This window comes from Streptomyces sp. SLBN-31 (assembly GCF_006715395.1).
In the GTDB taxonomy this organism is placed as follows: Bacteria; Actinomycetota; Actinomycetes; order Streptomycetales; family Streptomycetaceae; genus Streptomyces.
This window is the reverse complement of record NZ_VFNC01000002.1, coordinates 3,777,170-3,792,724: the sequence shown is the minus strand read 5'-3', so window position 1 is coordinate 3,792,724 and position 15,555 is coordinate 3,777,170. Positions and strand designations below refer to the sequence as shown.

General features: G+C 66.8%; 9 protein-coding genes and 3 rRNA genes. 6 read left to right on the top strand and 6 right to left on the bottom strand.

What is annotated here, in order from left to right:
* Positions 1–23: 23 nt before the first annotated feature.
* A complete protein-coding gene (locus FBY22_RS37125) occupies positions 24–641 on the top strand; it encodes a hypothetical protein (protein ID WP_142152334.1) in 618 nt (205 codons plus the stop codon).
* On the opposite strand, the gene FBY22_RS37120 is transcribed toward FBY22_RS37125, so the two are convergent.
* Positions 638–1,573 (bottom strand): RDD family protein, encoded by a 936-nt coding sequence (locus FBY22_RS37120; protein ID WP_142152333.1) that lies wholly within the window; start codon positions 1,571–1,573, stop codon positions 638–640. The genes FBY22_RS37125 and FBY22_RS37120 overlap by 4 nt on opposite strands.
* A gap of 127 nt (positions 1,574–1,700) precedes the next feature.
* On the opposite strand from FBY22_RS37120, the gene FBY22_RS37115 reads away from it, so the two are divergent.
* The 4 genes from FBY22_RS37115 to rrf all read left to right on the top strand — a co-directional run bounded on the left by FBY22_RS37115 (position 1,701) and on the right by rrf (position 8,410).
* Positions 1,701–2,708 (top strand): stage II sporulation protein M, encoded by a 1,008-nt coding sequence (locus FBY22_RS37115; protein ID WP_142152332.1) that lies wholly within the window; start codon positions 1,701–1,703, stop codon positions 2,706–2,708.
* Between the two features lie 563 nt (positions 2,709–3,271).
* Positions 3,272–4,797 (top strand): 16S ribosomal RNA (locus FBY22_RS37105).
* A gap of 302 nt (positions 4,798–5,099) precedes the next feature.
* A 23S ribosomal RNA gene (locus FBY22_RS37100) occupies positions 5,100–8,224 on the top strand.
* Positions 8,225–8,293: 69 nt separating this feature from the next.
* A 5S ribosomal RNA gene (gene rrf, locus FBY22_RS37095) occupies positions 8,294–8,410 on the top strand.
* The 16S, 23S and 5S rRNA genes sit together here, the layout of an rRNA operon.
* 109 nt (positions 8,411–8,519) lie before the next feature.
* Here rrf and FBY22_RS37090 read toward each other — a convergent pair.
* Genes FBY22_RS37090 through FBY22_RS37070 form a run of 5 tightly spaced genes read right to left on the bottom strand, consistent with a single transcriptional unit; the run spans position 8,520 to position 14,157 of the window.
* Positions 8,520–9,830 (bottom strand): DUF58 domain-containing protein, encoded by a 1,311-nt coding sequence (locus FBY22_RS37090; RefSeq protein WP_142152331.1) that lies wholly within the window; start codon positions 9,828–9,830, stop codon positions 8,520–8,522.
* On the bottom strand, positions 9,830–10,819 hold the full coding sequence (locus FBY22_RS37085) for a MoxR family ATPase (protein ID WP_142152647.1): 990 nt from the start codon (positions 10,817–10,819) through the stop codon (positions 9,830–9,832). Before FBY22_RS37085 ends, FBY22_RS37090 begins: the two co-directional genes overlap by 1 nt.
* Positions 10,819–12,015 (bottom strand): DUF4350 domain-containing protein, encoded by a 1,197-nt coding sequence (locus FBY22_RS37080; RefSeq protein WP_142152330.1) that lies wholly within the window; start codon positions 12,013–12,015, stop codon positions 10,819–10,821. The genes FBY22_RS37085 and FBY22_RS37080 overlap by 1 nt, the downstream gene beginning before the upstream one ends.
* On the bottom strand, positions 12,012–12,767 hold the full coding sequence (locus FBY22_RS37075; RefSeq protein ID WP_142152329.1) for a DUF4129 domain-containing protein: 756 nt from the start codon (positions 12,765–12,767) through the stop codon (positions 12,012–12,014). The genes FBY22_RS37080 and FBY22_RS37075 overlap by 4 nt, the downstream gene beginning before the upstream one ends.
* A 31-nt stretch (positions 12,768–12,798) precedes the next feature.
* A complete protein-coding gene (locus FBY22_RS37070; protein ID WP_142152328.1) occupies positions 12,799–14,157 on the bottom strand; it encodes a hypothetical protein in 1,359 nt (452 codons plus the stop codon).
* Positions 14,158–14,297: 140 nt separating this feature from the next.
* Between FBY22_RS37070 and mtnA the strand changes: the two genes are divergently transcribed.
* Positions 14,298–15,443: an S-methyl-5-thioribose-1-phosphate isomerase gene (gene mtnA / locus FBY22_RS37065; RefSeq protein WP_142152327.1), complete on the top strand. Its 1,146-nt coding sequence runs from the start codon at positions 14,298–14,300 to the stop codon at positions 15,441–15,443.
* Positions 15,444–15,555 lie beyond the last annotated feature (112 nt).

Sequence of the window (15,555 nt, the reverse complement as noted above, 5' to 3'; positions counted from 1 at the left end):
GCCCGTCAAGATCCAGGACCCCCATGCCCCGCGGCCGTTATTCGCTCCACGATCCGCACGACCACACCCCCCTCGCAGAAGAACACTTCCACTGCGCCCCCGGCCCCTCCGGCTGGCGCTACGTCTCCCAACTGACCACCCCCGCGGGCGACCACCGCGGCTCGGTCGACCTCGCCCTCGACGAACTCGGCCGCCCCATCCGCCTGGAGCTCCACTCCGCCGGATGGCAGGTGCGCGGCGCCGCGTTGGACGGCGTCACCTGGGTCCGTACGGACTCCAGCGGAACTCATGCCACCGAAGGCAATGTGCGCGCCCACGCCTTCACCGGCACGTCCCCCGCGTTCCTCGTCGCCACCACCCGTCTCCTGCGCCTCACCCCTTCTGCCTCAGCAACCCGCGTACGCCTCGTCGCCTTCACGGACCCCGTCCTCGCCCCCCGCACCGTGGACCAGTCCTGGACCTTGCTGAACAGAGAAGCACACGCCACTGACAACGGCCCTCTGACCGTGGACGAATACCAGGTCACAGCCCTGGACACGGGCGAGCAGCACTCCGTGCACATTGCGGGAGACGTGGTCCTCGCGGCGCCCGGAATCGAGCTGGAGAACCTCGAGTCACCGCCGTCGACCTTCGCCGACTAGGCCGGCGGCACGAACCCTGTCGGCCGGGCCTTCCCAGTGGCCCCCGACGCGGGACGCTCCGCAGGCGGCGCGTCCGCCGGCATGGCGCGCGGCGAGTCCGCCGGCGCGGCGGGCCGGGACTCGTACGCCGGCGCGGCGGGCCGGGTCTCGTACGGCGCCGTCGGAGCATGGCCCGCCACCGCACCGTTGCCGAAGGTCCGCCGCACCTCGCGGGTCTGCCGCTCCTGCAGCACGGCGGCGAGATAGGCCGTCGGCGGCACCCCCTGCGGAACAGGAGTACCCGTACGAGCGGCCACATCGGACGCGAGCCGTTCCGCCATGGCCCAGCCCACCTGCGGGTCGAGCTGATACATCCGGGTCAGGTACTGACGCACCGCCAGCCACAGCCCGTCGGGAACCGCGGACAGATCGAGCTCCGAGAACCGTCCGGCCAGCCACGGCGGCGGAGGAGGCAGAAACCCGGTCCGCGCGGCAGGTACCCGTTCCCGTACGACCAGAGTCCCGGCGAAGACGTCCCCGAGCCGCCGCCCGCGCGACGACACGAGCGACGCGATACAGGCGATGACACCGAAGGTCATCAGGATCTCCACCACGCCGATCGCTCCACGGACCAGCGCATGCCGAAACCGGATCGGCCCGCCGTCGTCGCGCACCACCCGCAGCCCGCACGCCAGCTTCCCGAGGGACCGCCCATGACTGAGGGTCTCGACCGCGATCGGCGCTCCCACCAGCAACAGGACGAAGGTCGCGATCGACACCGCGAACTGCGCCGCTTCGTCCAGAGAAGCCGTTGCGGCGACCAGCGCGATGGTCACGACGACGTAGGCGGCCACGGCCACCACCAGATCCAGCAACACCGCGAGCGCCCTGCTGGGCAGCCTCGCGGGGCGCAACTCAAGCGCCACCGCCTCGCCCGTCACCAGCTCACTCACGCCCGCCGCCCTTCCTGGTCTGCCCTCGCAGCGGCCAGTCTGCCAAGCTGAGGGCGCATCGCGCCGCAGTACGACAAGCTGACATCAACGACGGGCCAGTGACGACAGCCGAGGAGCAGCCGAACCGATGGATCTCGACGTCTTCGTCACGACCCACCGGGCCGAATGGGACCGCCTCGACGCGCTCCTGGGACGTCAACGCCGTCTCACCGGCGCCGAGGCCGATGAACTCGTCTCGCTCTACCAGCGCACGGCGACCCATCTCTCCCTGATCCAGTCCAGCGCCCCCGACCCCCAGCTCACCGGACGACTGAGCCAACTCGTGGCACGCGCGCGTAGCGCGGTGACGGGAACCCGGCGCGCCTCCTGGAGAGACGTCACACGCTTCCTCACCCACGGTTTCCCGTCGGCCGTCTACAGGTCGCGCCGCTGGTGGGTGCCCACCGCTCTCCTGTCGACCCTTGTCTCCGTCCTCCTGGGCTGGTGGATCGGCACCCACCCCGACGTCCAGGCCACCATCGCGGCCCCCAACGAGCTGCGGGAGCTCACGCGCCCCGGGGGCCAGTACGAGACGTACTACTCCAGCCACCCCGCGGCGTCCTTCGCCGCCCAGGTGTGGACGAACAACGCCTGGGCCGCCGCCCTGTGCCTCATCCTCGGTGTCTTCCTCGGCCTGCCGGTGCTCTGGCTCCTCTTCCAGAACATGCTCAACCTCGGCGTCGGCTTCGGCCTGATGTCGTCCGCCGGCCGCCTCGACACCTTCCTCGGCCTCGTCCTGCCCCACGGCCTGCTCGAACTGACCGCGGTCTTCGTGGCCGCCGGAACCGGTCTCCGCCTCGGTTGGACCGTCGTCGACCCGGGGCCGCGTTCCCGCCGCACGGCCCTGGCCGAGGAAGGCCGTGCCGCCATCGGCATGGCGATCGGCCTCGCCCTGGTCCTCTTCGTCTCGGGTGCCATCGAAGGCTTCGTCACCCCTTCCGGCCTGCCCACCTGGGGACGTATCGGCATCGGCGTCGTCGCCGAGCTGACCTTCCTCGCTTACGTCTTCGTCCTGGGCGGCCGAGCGGCCCGCGTCGGCGAGACGGGCGACGTCGAAGCGGCCGAGCGCAGCGCCACGGTGCCGACGGCGGCCTGATGTGCATACGAGCCCGCTGAGCTGTTACTCTCTTCCTCGCCCCAACGGAGCCGTTGACACGGACCGCTAGGGGAGGTAGATTCGAACAGTTGCCTGGAACTGGGTCTCAACCGGTCGGCAGCAGTGAGTGTCTGTCTGCTTCTCGGAACATCGATTCCGACGAAGCCACTCCCGATCAAATCGGAAATTAACGGCCGGTCGGACCGGCTCGGAACTTCTGATAAAGTCGGATCCGCCGGAAAGGAAACCGCGAAACAAAAGCGGGAACCTGGAAAGCACCGAGGAAATCGGATCGGAAAAAGATCTGATAGAGTCGGAAACGCAAGACCGAAGGGAAGCGCCCGGAGGAAAGCCCGAGAGGGTGAGTACAAAGGAAGCGACCGTTCCTTGAGAACTCAACAGCGTGCCAAAAGTCAACGCCAGATATGTTGATACCCCGACACCGGGATTTCCTGGTGGCGAGGTTCCTTTGAAGAAAACACAGCGAGGACGCTGTGAACGGTCGGGCTCATTCCGCCTGACTGTTCCGCTCTCGTGGTGTTCATCCCGATTACGGGAAAACATTCACGGAGAGTTTGATCCTGGCTCAGGACGAACGCTGGCGGCGTGCTTAACACATGCAAGTCGAACGATGAACCACTTCGGTGGGGATTAGTGGCGAACGGGTGAGTAACACGTGGGCAATCTGCCCTTCACTCTGGGACAAGCCCTGGAAACGGGGTCTAATACCGGATAACACTCTCGCGGGCATCTGTGAGGGTTAAAAGCTCCGGCGGTGAAGGATGAGCCCGCGGCCTATCAGCTTGTTGGTGAGGTAATGGCTCACCAAGGCGACGACGGGTAGCCGGCCTGAGAGGGCGACCGGCCACACTGGGACTGAGACACGGCCCAGACTCCTACGGGAGGCAGCAGTGGGGAATATTGCACAATGGGCGAAAGCCTGATGCAGCGACGCCGCGTGAGGGATGACGGCCTTCGGGTTGTAAACCTCTTTCAGCAGGGAAGAAGCGAAAGTGACGGTACCTGCAGAAGAAGCGCCGGCTAACTACGTGCCAGCAGCCGCGGTAATACGTAGGGCGCAAGCGTTGTCCGGAATTATTGGGCGTAAAGAGCTCGTAGGCGGCTTGTCACGTCGATTGTGAAAGCCCGAGGCTTAACCTCGGGTCTGCAGTCGATACGGGCTAGCTAGAGTGTGGTAGGGGAGATCGGAATTCCTGGTGTAGCGGTGAAATGCGCAGATATCAGGAGGAACACCGGTGGCGAAGGCGGATCTCTGGGCCATTACTGACGCTGAGGAGCGAAAGCGTGGGGAGCGAACAGGATTAGATACCCTGGTAGTCCACGCCGTAAACGGTGGGAACTAGGTGTTGGCGACATTCCACGTCGTCGGTGCCGCAGCTAACGCATTAAGTTCCCCGCCTGGGGAGTACGGCCGCAAGGCTAAAACTCAAAGGAATTGACGGGGGCCCGCACAAGCGGCGGAGCATGTGGCTTAATTCGACGCAACGCGAAGAACCTTACCAAGGCTTGACATACACCGGAAAGCATTAGAGATAGTGCCCCCCTTGTGGTCGGTGTACAGGTGGTGCATGGCTGTCGTCAGCTCGTGTCGTGAGATGTTGGGTTAAGTCCCGCAACGAGCGCAACCCTTGTTCTGTGTTGCCAGCATGCCCTTCGGGGTGATGGGGACTCACAGGAGACCGCCGGGGTCAACTCGGAGGAAGGTGGGGACGACGTCAAGTCATCATGCCCCTTATGTCTTGGGCTGCACACGTGCTACAATGGCCGGTACAATGAGCTGCGATACCGTGAGGTGGAGCGAATCTCAAAAAGCCGGTCTCAGTTCGGATTGGGGTCTGCAACTCGACCCCATGAAGTCGGAGTCGCTAGTAATCGCAGATCAGCATTGCTGCGGTGAATACGTTCCCGGGCCTTGTACACACCGCCCGTCACGTCACGAAAGTCGGTAACACCCGAAGCCGGTGGCCCAACCCCTTGTGGGAGGGAGCTGTCGAAGGTGGGACTGGCGATTGGGACGAAGTCGTAACAAGGTAGCCGTACCGGAAGGTGCGGCTGGATCACCTCCTTTCTAAGGAGCACTTCTTACCGGGCTCGCTCGGTCAGAGGCCAGCATGCGGGCGAACGTCCCGCACTGGTTGCTCATGGGTGGAACGTTGACTACTCGGCCGGGTTTCTGGGTCGGAGGCTGCTAGTACTGCTCGCAAGAGCGTGGAACGCATGATCTCCGGACGGTTGCCGGCCGGGCACGCTGTTGGGTGTCTGAGGGAATGGTTTTCCTCAGTCGCCGGCCCCAGTGAACTCGAGTGGAAGCTCGGGGTGATGGGTGGCTGGTCGTTGTTTGAGAACTGCACAGTGGACGCGAGCATCTGTGGCCAAGTTTTTAAGGGCGCACGGTGGATGCCTTGGCACCAGGAACCGATGAAGGACGTGGGAGGCCACGATAGGCCCCGGGGAGTCGTCAACCAGGCTTTGATCCGGGGGTGTCCGAATGGGGAAACCCGGCAGTCGTCATGGGCTGTCACCCTTGCCTGAACACATAGGGCAAGTGGAGGGAACGCGGGGAAGTGAAACATCTCAGTACCCGCAGGAAGAGAAAACAACCGTGATTCCGGGAGTAGTGGCGAGCGAAACCGGATGAGGCCAAACCGTATGCGTGTGAGACCCGGCAGGGGTTGCGCATGCGGGGTTGTGGGATCTCTCTTCTGTTGTCTGCCGGCAACAGGACGAGTCAGAAACCGTTGATGTAGGCGAAGGACATGCGAAAGGTCCGGCGTAGAGGGTAAGACCCCCGTAGTCGAAACGTCAGCGGCTCGTTTGAGAGACACCCAAGTAGCACGGGGCCCGAGAAATCCCGTGTGAATCTGGCGGGACCACCCGCTAAGCCTAAATATTCCCTGGTGACCGATAGCGGATAGTACCGTGAGGGAATGGTGAAAAGTACCGCGGGAGCGGAGTGAAATAGTACCTGAAACCGTGTGCCTACAAGCCGTGGGAGCGTCGGAATGAAGACTTGTCTTCATTCTCGTGACTGCGTGCCTTTTGAAGAATGAGCCTGCGAGTTTGCGGTGTGTTGCGAGGTTAACCCGGGTGGGGAAGCCGTAGCGAAAGCGAGTCCGAATAGGGCGATTTTAGTAGCACGCTCAAGACCCGAAGCGGAGTGATCTAGCCATGGGCAGGTTGAAGCGGAGGTAAGACTTCGTGGAGGACCGAACCCACCAGGGTTGAAAACCTGGGGGATGACCTGTGGTTAGGGGTGAAAGGCCAATCAAACTCCGTGATAGCTGGTTCTCCCCGAAATGCATTTAGGTGCAGCGTCGTGTGTTTCTTGCCGGAGGTAGAGCACTGGATAGGCGATGGGCCCTACCGGGTTACTGACCTTAGCCAAACTCCGAATGCCGGTAAGTGAGAGCGCGGCAGTGAGACTGTGGGGGATAAGCTCCATGGTCGAGAGGGAAACAGCCCAGAGCATCGACTAAGGCCCCTAAGCGTACGCTAAGTGGGAAAGGATGTGGAGTCGCAGAGACAACCAGGAGGTTGGCTTAGAAGCAGCCACCCTTGAAAGAGTGCGTAATAGCTCACTGGTCTAGTGATTCCGCGCCGACAATGTAGCGGGGCTCAAGCGTACCGCCGAAGTCGTGTCATTGCAGCATGAGGGCCAACGCCCGCTGTGATGGGTAGGGGAGCGTCGTCTGCCGGGTGAAGCAGCCGCGTAAGCGAGTTGTGGACGGTTGACGAGTGAGAATGCAGGCATGAGTAGCGATTCACACGTGGGAAACGTGTGCGCCGATTGACTAAGGGTTCCTGGGTCAAGCTGATCTGCCCAGGGTAAGTCGGGACCTAAGGCGAGGCCGACAGGCGTAGTCGATGGATAACCGGTTGATATTCCGGTACCCGCTGTGAAGCGTCAAACATTGAATCCAGTGATGCTAAGCCCGTGAAGCCGCCGGCTGAGTCTTCGGACGAGGTCGGAGTGGTGGAGCCGGTGACCCGAGCTGGTAGTAGGTGAGTGATGGGGTGACGCAGGAAGGTAGTCCATCCCGGGCGGTGGTTGTCCCGGGGTAAGGGTGTAGGACGAGTGGTAGGCAAATCCGCCGCTCATGTGTCTGAGACCTGATGCCGAGCCGATTGTGGTGAAGTGGATGATCCTATGCTGTCGAGAAAAGCCTCTAGCGAGTTTCATGGCGGCCCGTACCCTAAACCGACTCAGGTGGTCAGGTAGAGAATACCGAGGCGTTCGGGTGAACTATGGTTAAGGAACTCGGCAAAATGCCCCCGTAACTTCGGGAGAAGGGGGGCCACGCTTGGTGAGAGGACTTGCTCCTCGAGCTGGGGGTGGCCGCAGAGACCAGCGAGAAGCGACTGTTTACTAAAAACACAGGTCCGTGCGAAGCCGTAAGGCGATGTATACGGACTGACGCCTGCCCGGTGCTGGAACGTTAAGGGGACCGGTTAGTCACATTTCGGTGTGGCGAAGCTGAGAACTTAAGCGCCAGTAAACGGCGGTGGTAACTATAACCATCCTAAGGTAGCGAAATTCCTTGTCGGGTAAGTTCCGACCTGCACGAATGGCGTAACGACTTCTCGACTGTCTCAACCATAGGCCCGGTGAAATTGCACTACGAGTAAAGATGCTCGTTTCGCGCAGCAGGACGGAAAGACCCCGGGACCTTTACTACAGTTTGATATTGGTGTTCGGTTCGGCTTGTGTAGGATAGCTGGGAGACTGTGAACTCTGGACGCCAGTTCAGGGGGAGTCGTCGTTGAAATACCAGTCTGGTCGTGCTGGATGTCTAACCTGGGTCCGTGATCCGGATCAGGGACAGTGTCTGATGGGTAGTTTAACTGGGGCGGTTGCCTCCTAAAGAGTAACGGAGGCGCCCAAAGGTTCCCTCAGCCTGGTTGGCAATCAGGTGTTGAGTGTAAGTGCACAAGGGAGCTTGACTGTGAGACCGACGGGTCGAGCAGGGACGAAAGTCGGGACTAGTGATCCGGCGGTGGCTTGTGGAAGCGCCGTCGCTCAACGGATAAAAGGTACCCCGGGGATAACAGGCTGATCTTCCCCAAGAGTCCATATCGACGGGATGGTTTGGCACCTCGATGTCGGCTCGTCGCATCCTGGGGCTGGAGTCGGTCCCAAGGGTTGGGCTGTTCGCCCATTAAAGCGGTACGCGAGCTGGGTTTAGAACGTCGTGAGACAGTTCGGTCCCTATCCGCTGTGCGCGTAGGAGTCTTGAGAAGGGCTGTCCCTAGTACGAGAGGACCGGGACGGACGAACCTCTGGTGTGCCAGTTGTTCTGCCAAGGGCATGGCTGGTTGGCTACGTTCGGGAGGGATAACCGCTGAAAGCATCTAAGCGGGAAGCCTGCTTCGAGATGAGGACTCCCACCCACTTGATGGGGTAAGGCTCCCAGTAGACGACTGGGTTGATAGGCCGGATCTGGAAGCACGGTAACGTGTGGAGGTGACCGGTACTAATAGGCCGAGGGCTTGTCCTCAGTTGCTCGCGTCCACTGTGTTAGTTCTGAGGCAACGACCGTGTTTTTTCCGGTCTAACTTCATAGTGTTTCGGTGGTTATAGCGTGAGGGAAACGCCCGGTTACATTCCGAACCCGGAAGCTAAGCCTTACAGCGCCGATGGTACTGCAGGGGGGACCCTGTGGGAGAGTAGGACGCCGCCGAACAAATTTTGAGAAAACCCCCGGCCGGGGATACCGGTCCGGGGGTTTTCTGCGTTCCGGGGTAGTCAAGTCCGCTCCTCAAGGGGTGCTCCATGTCGGAGAACCCCTTGAGCTACAAACGGCCTGCGGTCTTGAGGGCCAGGTACGCGTCCGCCAGCGCCGGCGCCAGTTCGTCGGGTGTCTCATCGACGACGGTGACGCCATGTCGGCGGAGTTGTTCCGCCGTGCGGTGACGTTCGCTCTGGGCCTGGGCGGCGGCCGCGGCCTCGTAGACCGCGTCCGTGTTTCCCCGGGCTGTCGCCATGCGTGCGATGTGCGGGTCGCCCACGGATGCCACCAGGACCGTGTGCCGCTGGGTGAGTTGGGACAGGACGGGGAGCAGCCCCTCTTCCACGGGGGCCGCGTCGAGACTGGTCAGCAGGACGATCAGGGAGCGGCGAGGGGCCGTACGGAGGGCTGTGGCTGTCAGGCCGCGAGCGTCCAGTTCGACCAGCTCGGGTTCGAGCGTGGCCATGGCGTTCACCAGGGAGGGGAGGACGTCACGGACCGTGCGGCCTTGGACGATGGCCCGGACTCGGCGGTCGTATGCCAGTAGGTCCACGCGGTCGCCGGCGCGGGATGCGAGGGCTGCCAGGAGCAGGGCCGCGTCCATGGAGGCGTCGAGGCGCGGGGCGTCGCCCACGCGGCCTGCCGCGGTGCGGCCGGTGTCGAGGACCAGGAGGATGTGGCGGTCGCGCTCCGGGCGCCAGGTGCGTACGGCGACGGTGGACTGGCGGGCTGTCGCGCGCCAGTCGATGGAGCGAGTGTCGTCGCCGGGGACGTACTCGCGGAGGCTGTCGAATTCCGTTCCTTCGCCGCGGATGAGCACGCTGGTGCGGCCGTCCAGTTCGCGTAGGCGGGCCAGCTTGGACGGAAGGTGCTTGCGGCTGGTGAAGGGCGGTAGGACGCGGACCGTCCAGGGGACTTTGTGGGTGCCCTGGCGGGTGAACAGGCCGAGGGGGCCGTAGGAGCGGATCGTCACGCGGTCGGCCTGGCGGTTGCCGCGGCGGGTCGGGCGCAGGCGCGTGGTGACGCGGCGGCGTTCGCCCGCGGGGACCGTCAGACGGTGGCGGGATGCATCGACCTCGGTACCGGGCTGCCAGCTGCTGGGCGGCCAGGCGTCGCGCAGGCGTGCCCGGAGCACGCGACGGGACGGGTTGGTGACCGTGAGGGTGACGTCGGCGGTCTCGCCCAGGCGCACGTTGGTGTCGCCGGAGCGGGTCAGGCCGAGTCGTCGTACCGGCGCTGCCAGGGCGAAGTCGCAGGCGCAGGCCACCGCCAGCGGGGCGTTCACGGCGAGGATGCCGGCCCAGCCGGGGTCCCAGATGCCGACAGGTACGGAGCCGAGTGCCGCGAGGAGTGCGGTGCGTCCGGTGAGGGCCATCAGCGGGGGACGGGGACGTGGGCGAGGATCGCGTTGATGACGGAGTCGGCCGTCACGCCCTCCATCTCGGCCTCCGGGCGGAGTTGCACGCGATGGCGGAGGGTCGGGAGGGCGAGTGCCTTGACGTCGTCGGGGATGACGTAGTCGCGGCCTGTCAGCCATGCCCAGGCGCGTGAGGTGGCCAGGAGGGCTGTCGCGCCGCGCGGGGAGACGCCCAGGGTGAGGGACGGGGACTCGCGGGTGGCGCGGCAGATGTCCACCACGTAGGCGGTGATCTCCGGGGAGATCGTCGTCTTGGCGACGGCCGCGCGGGCCGCCTCGAGGTCGGCGGGACCAGCGACGGGGCGTACGCCGGCGGCGCGCAGGTCGCGCGGGTTGAAACCCTCGGCGTGACGGGTGAGGACGTCGATCTCGTCCTGGCGGGAGGGCAGCGGGATCGTCAGCTTGAGGAGGAAACGGTCCAGCTGGGCCTCGGGGAGGGGGTAGGTGCCCTCGTACTCGACCGGGTTCTGGGTCGCGGCGACCAGGAACGGGTCCGGGAGCAGGCGGGGGGTGCCGTCGACCGTGACCTGGCGTTCCTCCATGGCCTCCAGGAGGGAGGACTGGGTCTTGGGCGGGGTGCGGTTGATCTCGTCGGCGAGAAGGAGGTTGGTGAAGACCGGGCCGGGCTGGAAGGAGAACTCGGCGGTGCGGGTGTCGTAGACGAGGGAGCCCGTCACGTCGCTCGGCATGAGGTCGGGGGTGAACTGGACACGCTTGGTGTCGAGTTCGAGTGCGGATGCGAGGGCGCGCACGAGCAACGTTTTGGCGACCCCGGGGACTCCTTCCAGTAGCACATGTCCACGGCAGAGGAGGGCGACGACGAGGCCGGTCACGGCGGGGTCCTGGCCGACCACGGCTTTGGCGATCTCGGCGCGCAGGGCCTCCAGGGAGGCTCGGGCCCGGCCCGGGTCCCCGGTGATCCCGGCGTTGTCAGTGGTCGGGTCCATCATGGACGGCGTACCTCTCTTTCGAGGGCGTCGAGTTGGTCGGCGAGGGCGATGAGGGCCGTGTCGTCGCTGGGCGGCGGGCCGAAGAGCAGGGAGCGCAGGGACTGTCCGTCGCCGCGGAGGTGGGCGGACAGGGCGGGGAGCAGGGTCTCGGGCGCGTGCGCCTGGGAGACGGGGACGCCTACGAGGGGGGCGAGGCGGGTGCGGGTGGTGGAGCGAAGAGCGGCGGCCGCGCGATCGCGGGCGTTGGCCTTGCGGTAGAGGCGGGCGCGACCTTCGACGGTTTCGGAGGCGCGGATCGCCACGGGCAGTTTCTCGGGCACGAGGGGGCCGAATCGGCGTGCCCGCCAGAGGGCGGCGAGAGCTGCGGCGATGAAGAGCTGCAGGGTGCCCCAGAGCCAGCCGGAGGGGAGCAGGTCCAGGAAGCTCTTCTCGCCGCCGTCGGTGGCCGAGGAGTCGGAGAGCGAGGGGAGGTACCAGACCAGATGGGGGCGGGAGCCGAGGAGTTGCAGGGCGAGCGAGGCGTTGCCCTGCTCGTCGAGACGGTCGTTCAGGAGGATGTCGGGCGCGCCGAGGACGATGGTGTCGCCGTCTCCGGGGTTCTGCGGGATGCGCAGCAGGGTGGCCAGGCGCTCGCTGGGGTAGCACTTGGCGGCTTCGAGGTGGGTGGTGGTGTAGCGGATGCCGCCGGTGTCGGCGCGGCCGGCGCGCTGGGCCGCGGGCAGACCGCAGCGGGGGGCGAGTGTGGAGTCGAAGCTCGTGGCGGGGTCCGCCGTCACGCCGGGGACGAGTTTCTCGACGGAGGAGCTGCCGGGGGCGACCAGCACAGTGCGACCGCCGGAGTCGGCGATCGCGGCGTGCAGCGCGGTCTGTTGACGTGGCGTCAGCCGGTCCGGGACGGCGATCAGGAGCGTGGTGTTCGGGGAGGCCGCGGCGCGCGCCTCGGCCAGGGTGGTGACCACGCGCGTGGTGACCCCGTGGTCGGCGAGGATCTCGGCGACCGCGCGGCTGCCGTAGGGGTCGACCGAGCGCGGGTCGAGTTCGCCGTGCCGCACGTCGGAGCGGACCACGGCGATGACGACGGCCGCGGCCAGGACGAGGATCACGGCGAGGGCGATGCCTCGCGCGCGGGTCCACACCTGGCGGGCGGTGGGCGAGACCGAGGTGGAGGGGAGCGTGGTGGCCTCGGCGGTCATCCGTCCTCTCCCTGGCGGGTGTTGTGCGCCGTGCCGGGGGTGCTGTTCGCGAGGTGCGGCTTGGCGCGTTCGAGGTCGCGGTCGAGTTCGGCGATGCGGCTGTACGACATCTCGCTCGCCCTGCGGCCACCGTACGTGACGTCGTCGAAGTCCCGGGCGGCCGTGCGCAGTCGGTCCGTGTGGGACGGCAGGGCGCGGCCCGCCCCGGCGGCGGCCTCGTCGGCGGTGCGGCCGGGGCGGACGTCGAGGAGTGCGCGTTCCTCGAGGGAGCGGACGATGGCCCGCATGCGTTCCTGGACGGCCTGGTTCCAGTGGCCCTGGGCGGCGTGCGCCTCGGCGGCAGCACGGTGTTCGGCGGCGCTGCGGGGGCGGTCGTCGAACAGGGCGGCGGAGGAGGTGGGTTGGCGGCCCGGGGTGCCCAGGCGCCACCACAGCGCGCCCAGTACCAGGAGGACCGCCACGACGACGACCACCAGGCCGAGCGCGCCTCCGGGGGTCGCGGCTGCGGCCGAGCCGAAGAGTTTTTCGATCCAGTCCCAGAAGGCGTTGAGGGCGCGCTGGAACAGGCTGGGGTCGTTCTCGTGGTACATGCGCTTGGACAGCTCGCGCCGGGCCGCTTCCCGCGCGGGGTCGCGCGGGATCGTCACCGGTGGCTCGTCGCCGGAGCGCGCCGACGACAGCAGAGAGGTGTCGCCGGCGCGCACCAGGGCTCGTACGGCCGATCCGGCGGCGCGTGACAGTGCCGGCGCCATGGTGAGAACTCCCCCCGTAGGACTCACCGCATCAGCTCCCCGAGCCGGTGCCGGCGCCGTACCCCTGGACGCCGGCGGCTCGGGCCAGGTCGAGGTCGAGGGCCTCGCGGCGGATGCGCTGGTCGATGTAGAGCAGCACGGTGACACCGGCCGTGATCGGGAACGTGATCATGGAGCCGATCACCGAGCCGATCCCGCTGATGATCAGGAACGTCCAGCCGACGTGGCCCCCGCTGTTGAGGAAGCCGACGATGCCGTCGCCGCCGACGGCCGCGCCGATGAAGGTGAAGGGGATGACCACGATCGAGGCGACGATGTTCGCGATGACCGTGGCGAGCAGCTGGATGCCGAAGATTCGCCACCAGGAGCCGCGGACCAGCTTCACCGAGCGGCCCATCGACTTGGTGATGCTCTGCTTCTCCAGCATCAGCGCGGGGGAGGCGAGCGAGAAGCGGATCATCAGCCACAGGGCGACGACGCCCGCGCCGAGACCGCCCAGGACGGCCAGCGCGGCGCCGGCGGTATTCGAGCCGGAGAGGGCGACGAGGATGCCGGGCAGTGTGCCGCCGAAGACGATGCCGAACGTGATGAGCAGCAGCAGGAAGATCAGGCCGAACAGCTTGAGCACCTGCGGGCGGGCGTCGCGCCAGGCCTCGCCGATGGCGACGGGCTTGCCGAGCACGGCCCGGCTGGTGACCGTGGTGAGCAGGGCGGTCGCCGTGATCGTGCCGATCAGGGAGATCAGGAAGACCACGGCGGTGTTCGCCATGGTGTCGCCCATGGCGCGGGTGACCTCGCTGAGGCTGGCGCTCGGATCGCTCAGGGTGTCCGCGGTGGCGTTGTCGTTGAGGGCGAAGCCCTGCAGGAGGATGACGGCGATCTGGGTGACGACGGCGACGGTCAGCGAGATGCCGAGGACCGTGCGCCAGTAGGTGCGCATGGTGGAGACCGCGCCATCGAGGATCTCGCCCACGCCGAGCGGACGGAGCGGGATCACACCGGGCTTGGCCGCAGGGGGAGGGCCGCCCCAGGCGCCGCCCCAGCCGCCGCTCCAGCCACCGGGGGAGCCGTAGCCGCCGTAACCCCCCTGGCCGCCGGGACCGCCCGGGCCGCCGTTGCCGCCGGGAGGCCGGCCGCCCCAGCCGGGGCCGGGCGGTGGGGGCGGCGGGGTCTGGCCCGGGCTCGCGGGTCCGGTGGGCGCGGACCACTGGCCCGCGGGAGGCTGCTCCTTGGACCACTTCACGCCCTGGTCCTGCGCGTCGGCGCCCGGCTGGCCGGCGGAGTCCGTCGTGCCGGGTCGGTCGTGGGGCTCGGCAGGGCCGGAGGCGCCGGGTTCCTGTCCGTCGGACGGGGCAGATCCGGGCGAGGCCCAGCCCGGAGTGTCTTTCATCGTCGCTCCTTCACGGTGCCCGTCCGCGGTCGCGGCGGCAGGTTGGCAGCCATCGTGCCATGGGGTGGTCGCCCCGGTACCGGGCGCGGTACGGGCTGCGCACCTTCAATTGTCTGCGGAAAAAGGGGCAGACTGACGGCATGGCTGATCAGTACGCGCAATACGGCGAGGACAGCAAACCGACCGAGACCCCGGCGATCCGTTGGGAGGAGCCACCCGAGGGCCCCGTGGTGGTGCTTCTCGACCAGACAAGGCTGCCGGCCGAGGAGGTCGAGCTGGTCTGTACGGACGCGTCCGCGCTGGTGGAGGCGATCCGGTCGCTCGCCGTGCGCGGGGCGCCGTTGCTCGGCATCGCGGGGGCGTACGGCGTCGCGCTCGCCGCCGTGCGTGGCTTCGACGTGGACGAGGCCGCGACCGCGTTGGCGGGAGCCCGGCCGACCGCGGTGAACCTCGCCGTCGGGGTGCGCAGGGCGCAGGCCGCCCACCGGGCGGAGTACGCCAGGAGCGGCGATCCCGAGCAGGCCGCGGCGGCGGCGCTGACCGCGGCGCGAGCACTGCACGAGGAGGACGCCGAGGCCAGCGCGCGGATGGCCGAGCGCGGGCTGGCGCTGCTCGACGAGCTGCTGCCCGGCGGCGGATACCGGATCCTCACCCACTGCAACACCGGTGCGCTGGTGTCGGGCGGGGAGGGGACGGCGTTCGCCGTGGCACTCGCGGCGCACCGCACGGGCCAGTTGCGGCGGCTCTGGGTCGACGAGACCCGTCCGTTGCTGCAGGGCGCTCGCCTGACGGCCTATGAGGCGGCGCGCAACGGGATGGCGTACACCTTGCTCACGGACAACGCGGCGGGCTCGCTGTTCGCGGCCGGTGAGGTGGACGCGGTGCTGATCGGGGCCGACCGCATCGCGGCCGACGGCTCGGTGGCCAACAAGGTGGGGAGCTACCCGCTCGCGGTGCTCGCGCGGTACCACCATGTGCCGTTCCTCGTGGTGGCACCGACGACGACGATCGACCTGGACACTCCCGACGGGGCGTCCATCGAGGTGGAGCAGCGTCCCGGACATGAGGTGACCGAGCTCACAGCGCCCCAGGTGCCGGTGATGGGCTCGGAGGCGGGCGGCGGGATTCCGGTGGCTCCGCTGGGGACCCAGGCCTACAACCCCGCGTTCGACGTCACGCCGCCCGAGCTGGTCACCGCGATCGTCACGGAAGAGGGCGCCGTCTCTCCCGTGACCGCCGAGGCCCTCGCAGGACTGTGTGCGAGGTCCCGCCCGGCGTCGATGTAGCTCATGGCGTGGCGAGGCCTTCGCCGGAACGGAGGCTCTGTCCCGATGGCGTCGGCGTAGTGGTGTCGCTGCCTCCGCCTACTCTGGGTAGCGACATACGTCGCTGATGTCG

Bases quoted from the DNA above. Each gene is read 5' to 3' on its own strand.
- FBY22_RS37125 (WP_142152334.1), top strand. From the start codon at position 24: ATGCCCCGCGGCCGTTATTCGCTCCACGATCCGCACGACCACACCCCC.
- FBY22_RS37080 (WP_142152330.1), bottom strand. From the start codon at position 12,015: ATGACCGCCGAGGCCACCACGCTCCCCTCCACCTCGGTCTCGCCCACC.
- FBY22_RS37115 (WP_142152332.1), top strand. From the start codon at position 1,701: ATGGATCTCGACGTCTTCGTCACGACCCACCGGGCCGAATGGGACCGC.
- FBY22_RS37070 (WP_142152328.1), bottom strand. From the start codon at position 14,157: ATGAAAGACACTCCGGGCTGGGCCTCGCCCGGATCTGCCCCGTCCGAC.
- FBY22_RS37090 (WP_142152331.1), bottom strand. From the start codon at position 9,830: ATGGCCCTCACCGGACGCACCGCACTCCTCGCGGCACTCGGCTCCGTA.
- mtnA (WP_142152327.1), top strand. From the start codon at position 14,298: ATGGCTGATCAGTACGCGCAATACGGCGAGGACAGCAAACCGACCGAG.
- FBY22_RS37075 (WP_142152329.1), bottom strand. From the start codon at position 12,767: ATGGCGCCGGCACTGTCACGCGCCGCCGGATCGGCCGTACGAGCCCTG.
- FBY22_RS37085 (WP_142152647.1), bottom strand. From the start codon at position 10,819: ATGGACCCGACCACTGACAACGCCGGGATCACCGGGGACCCGGGCCGG.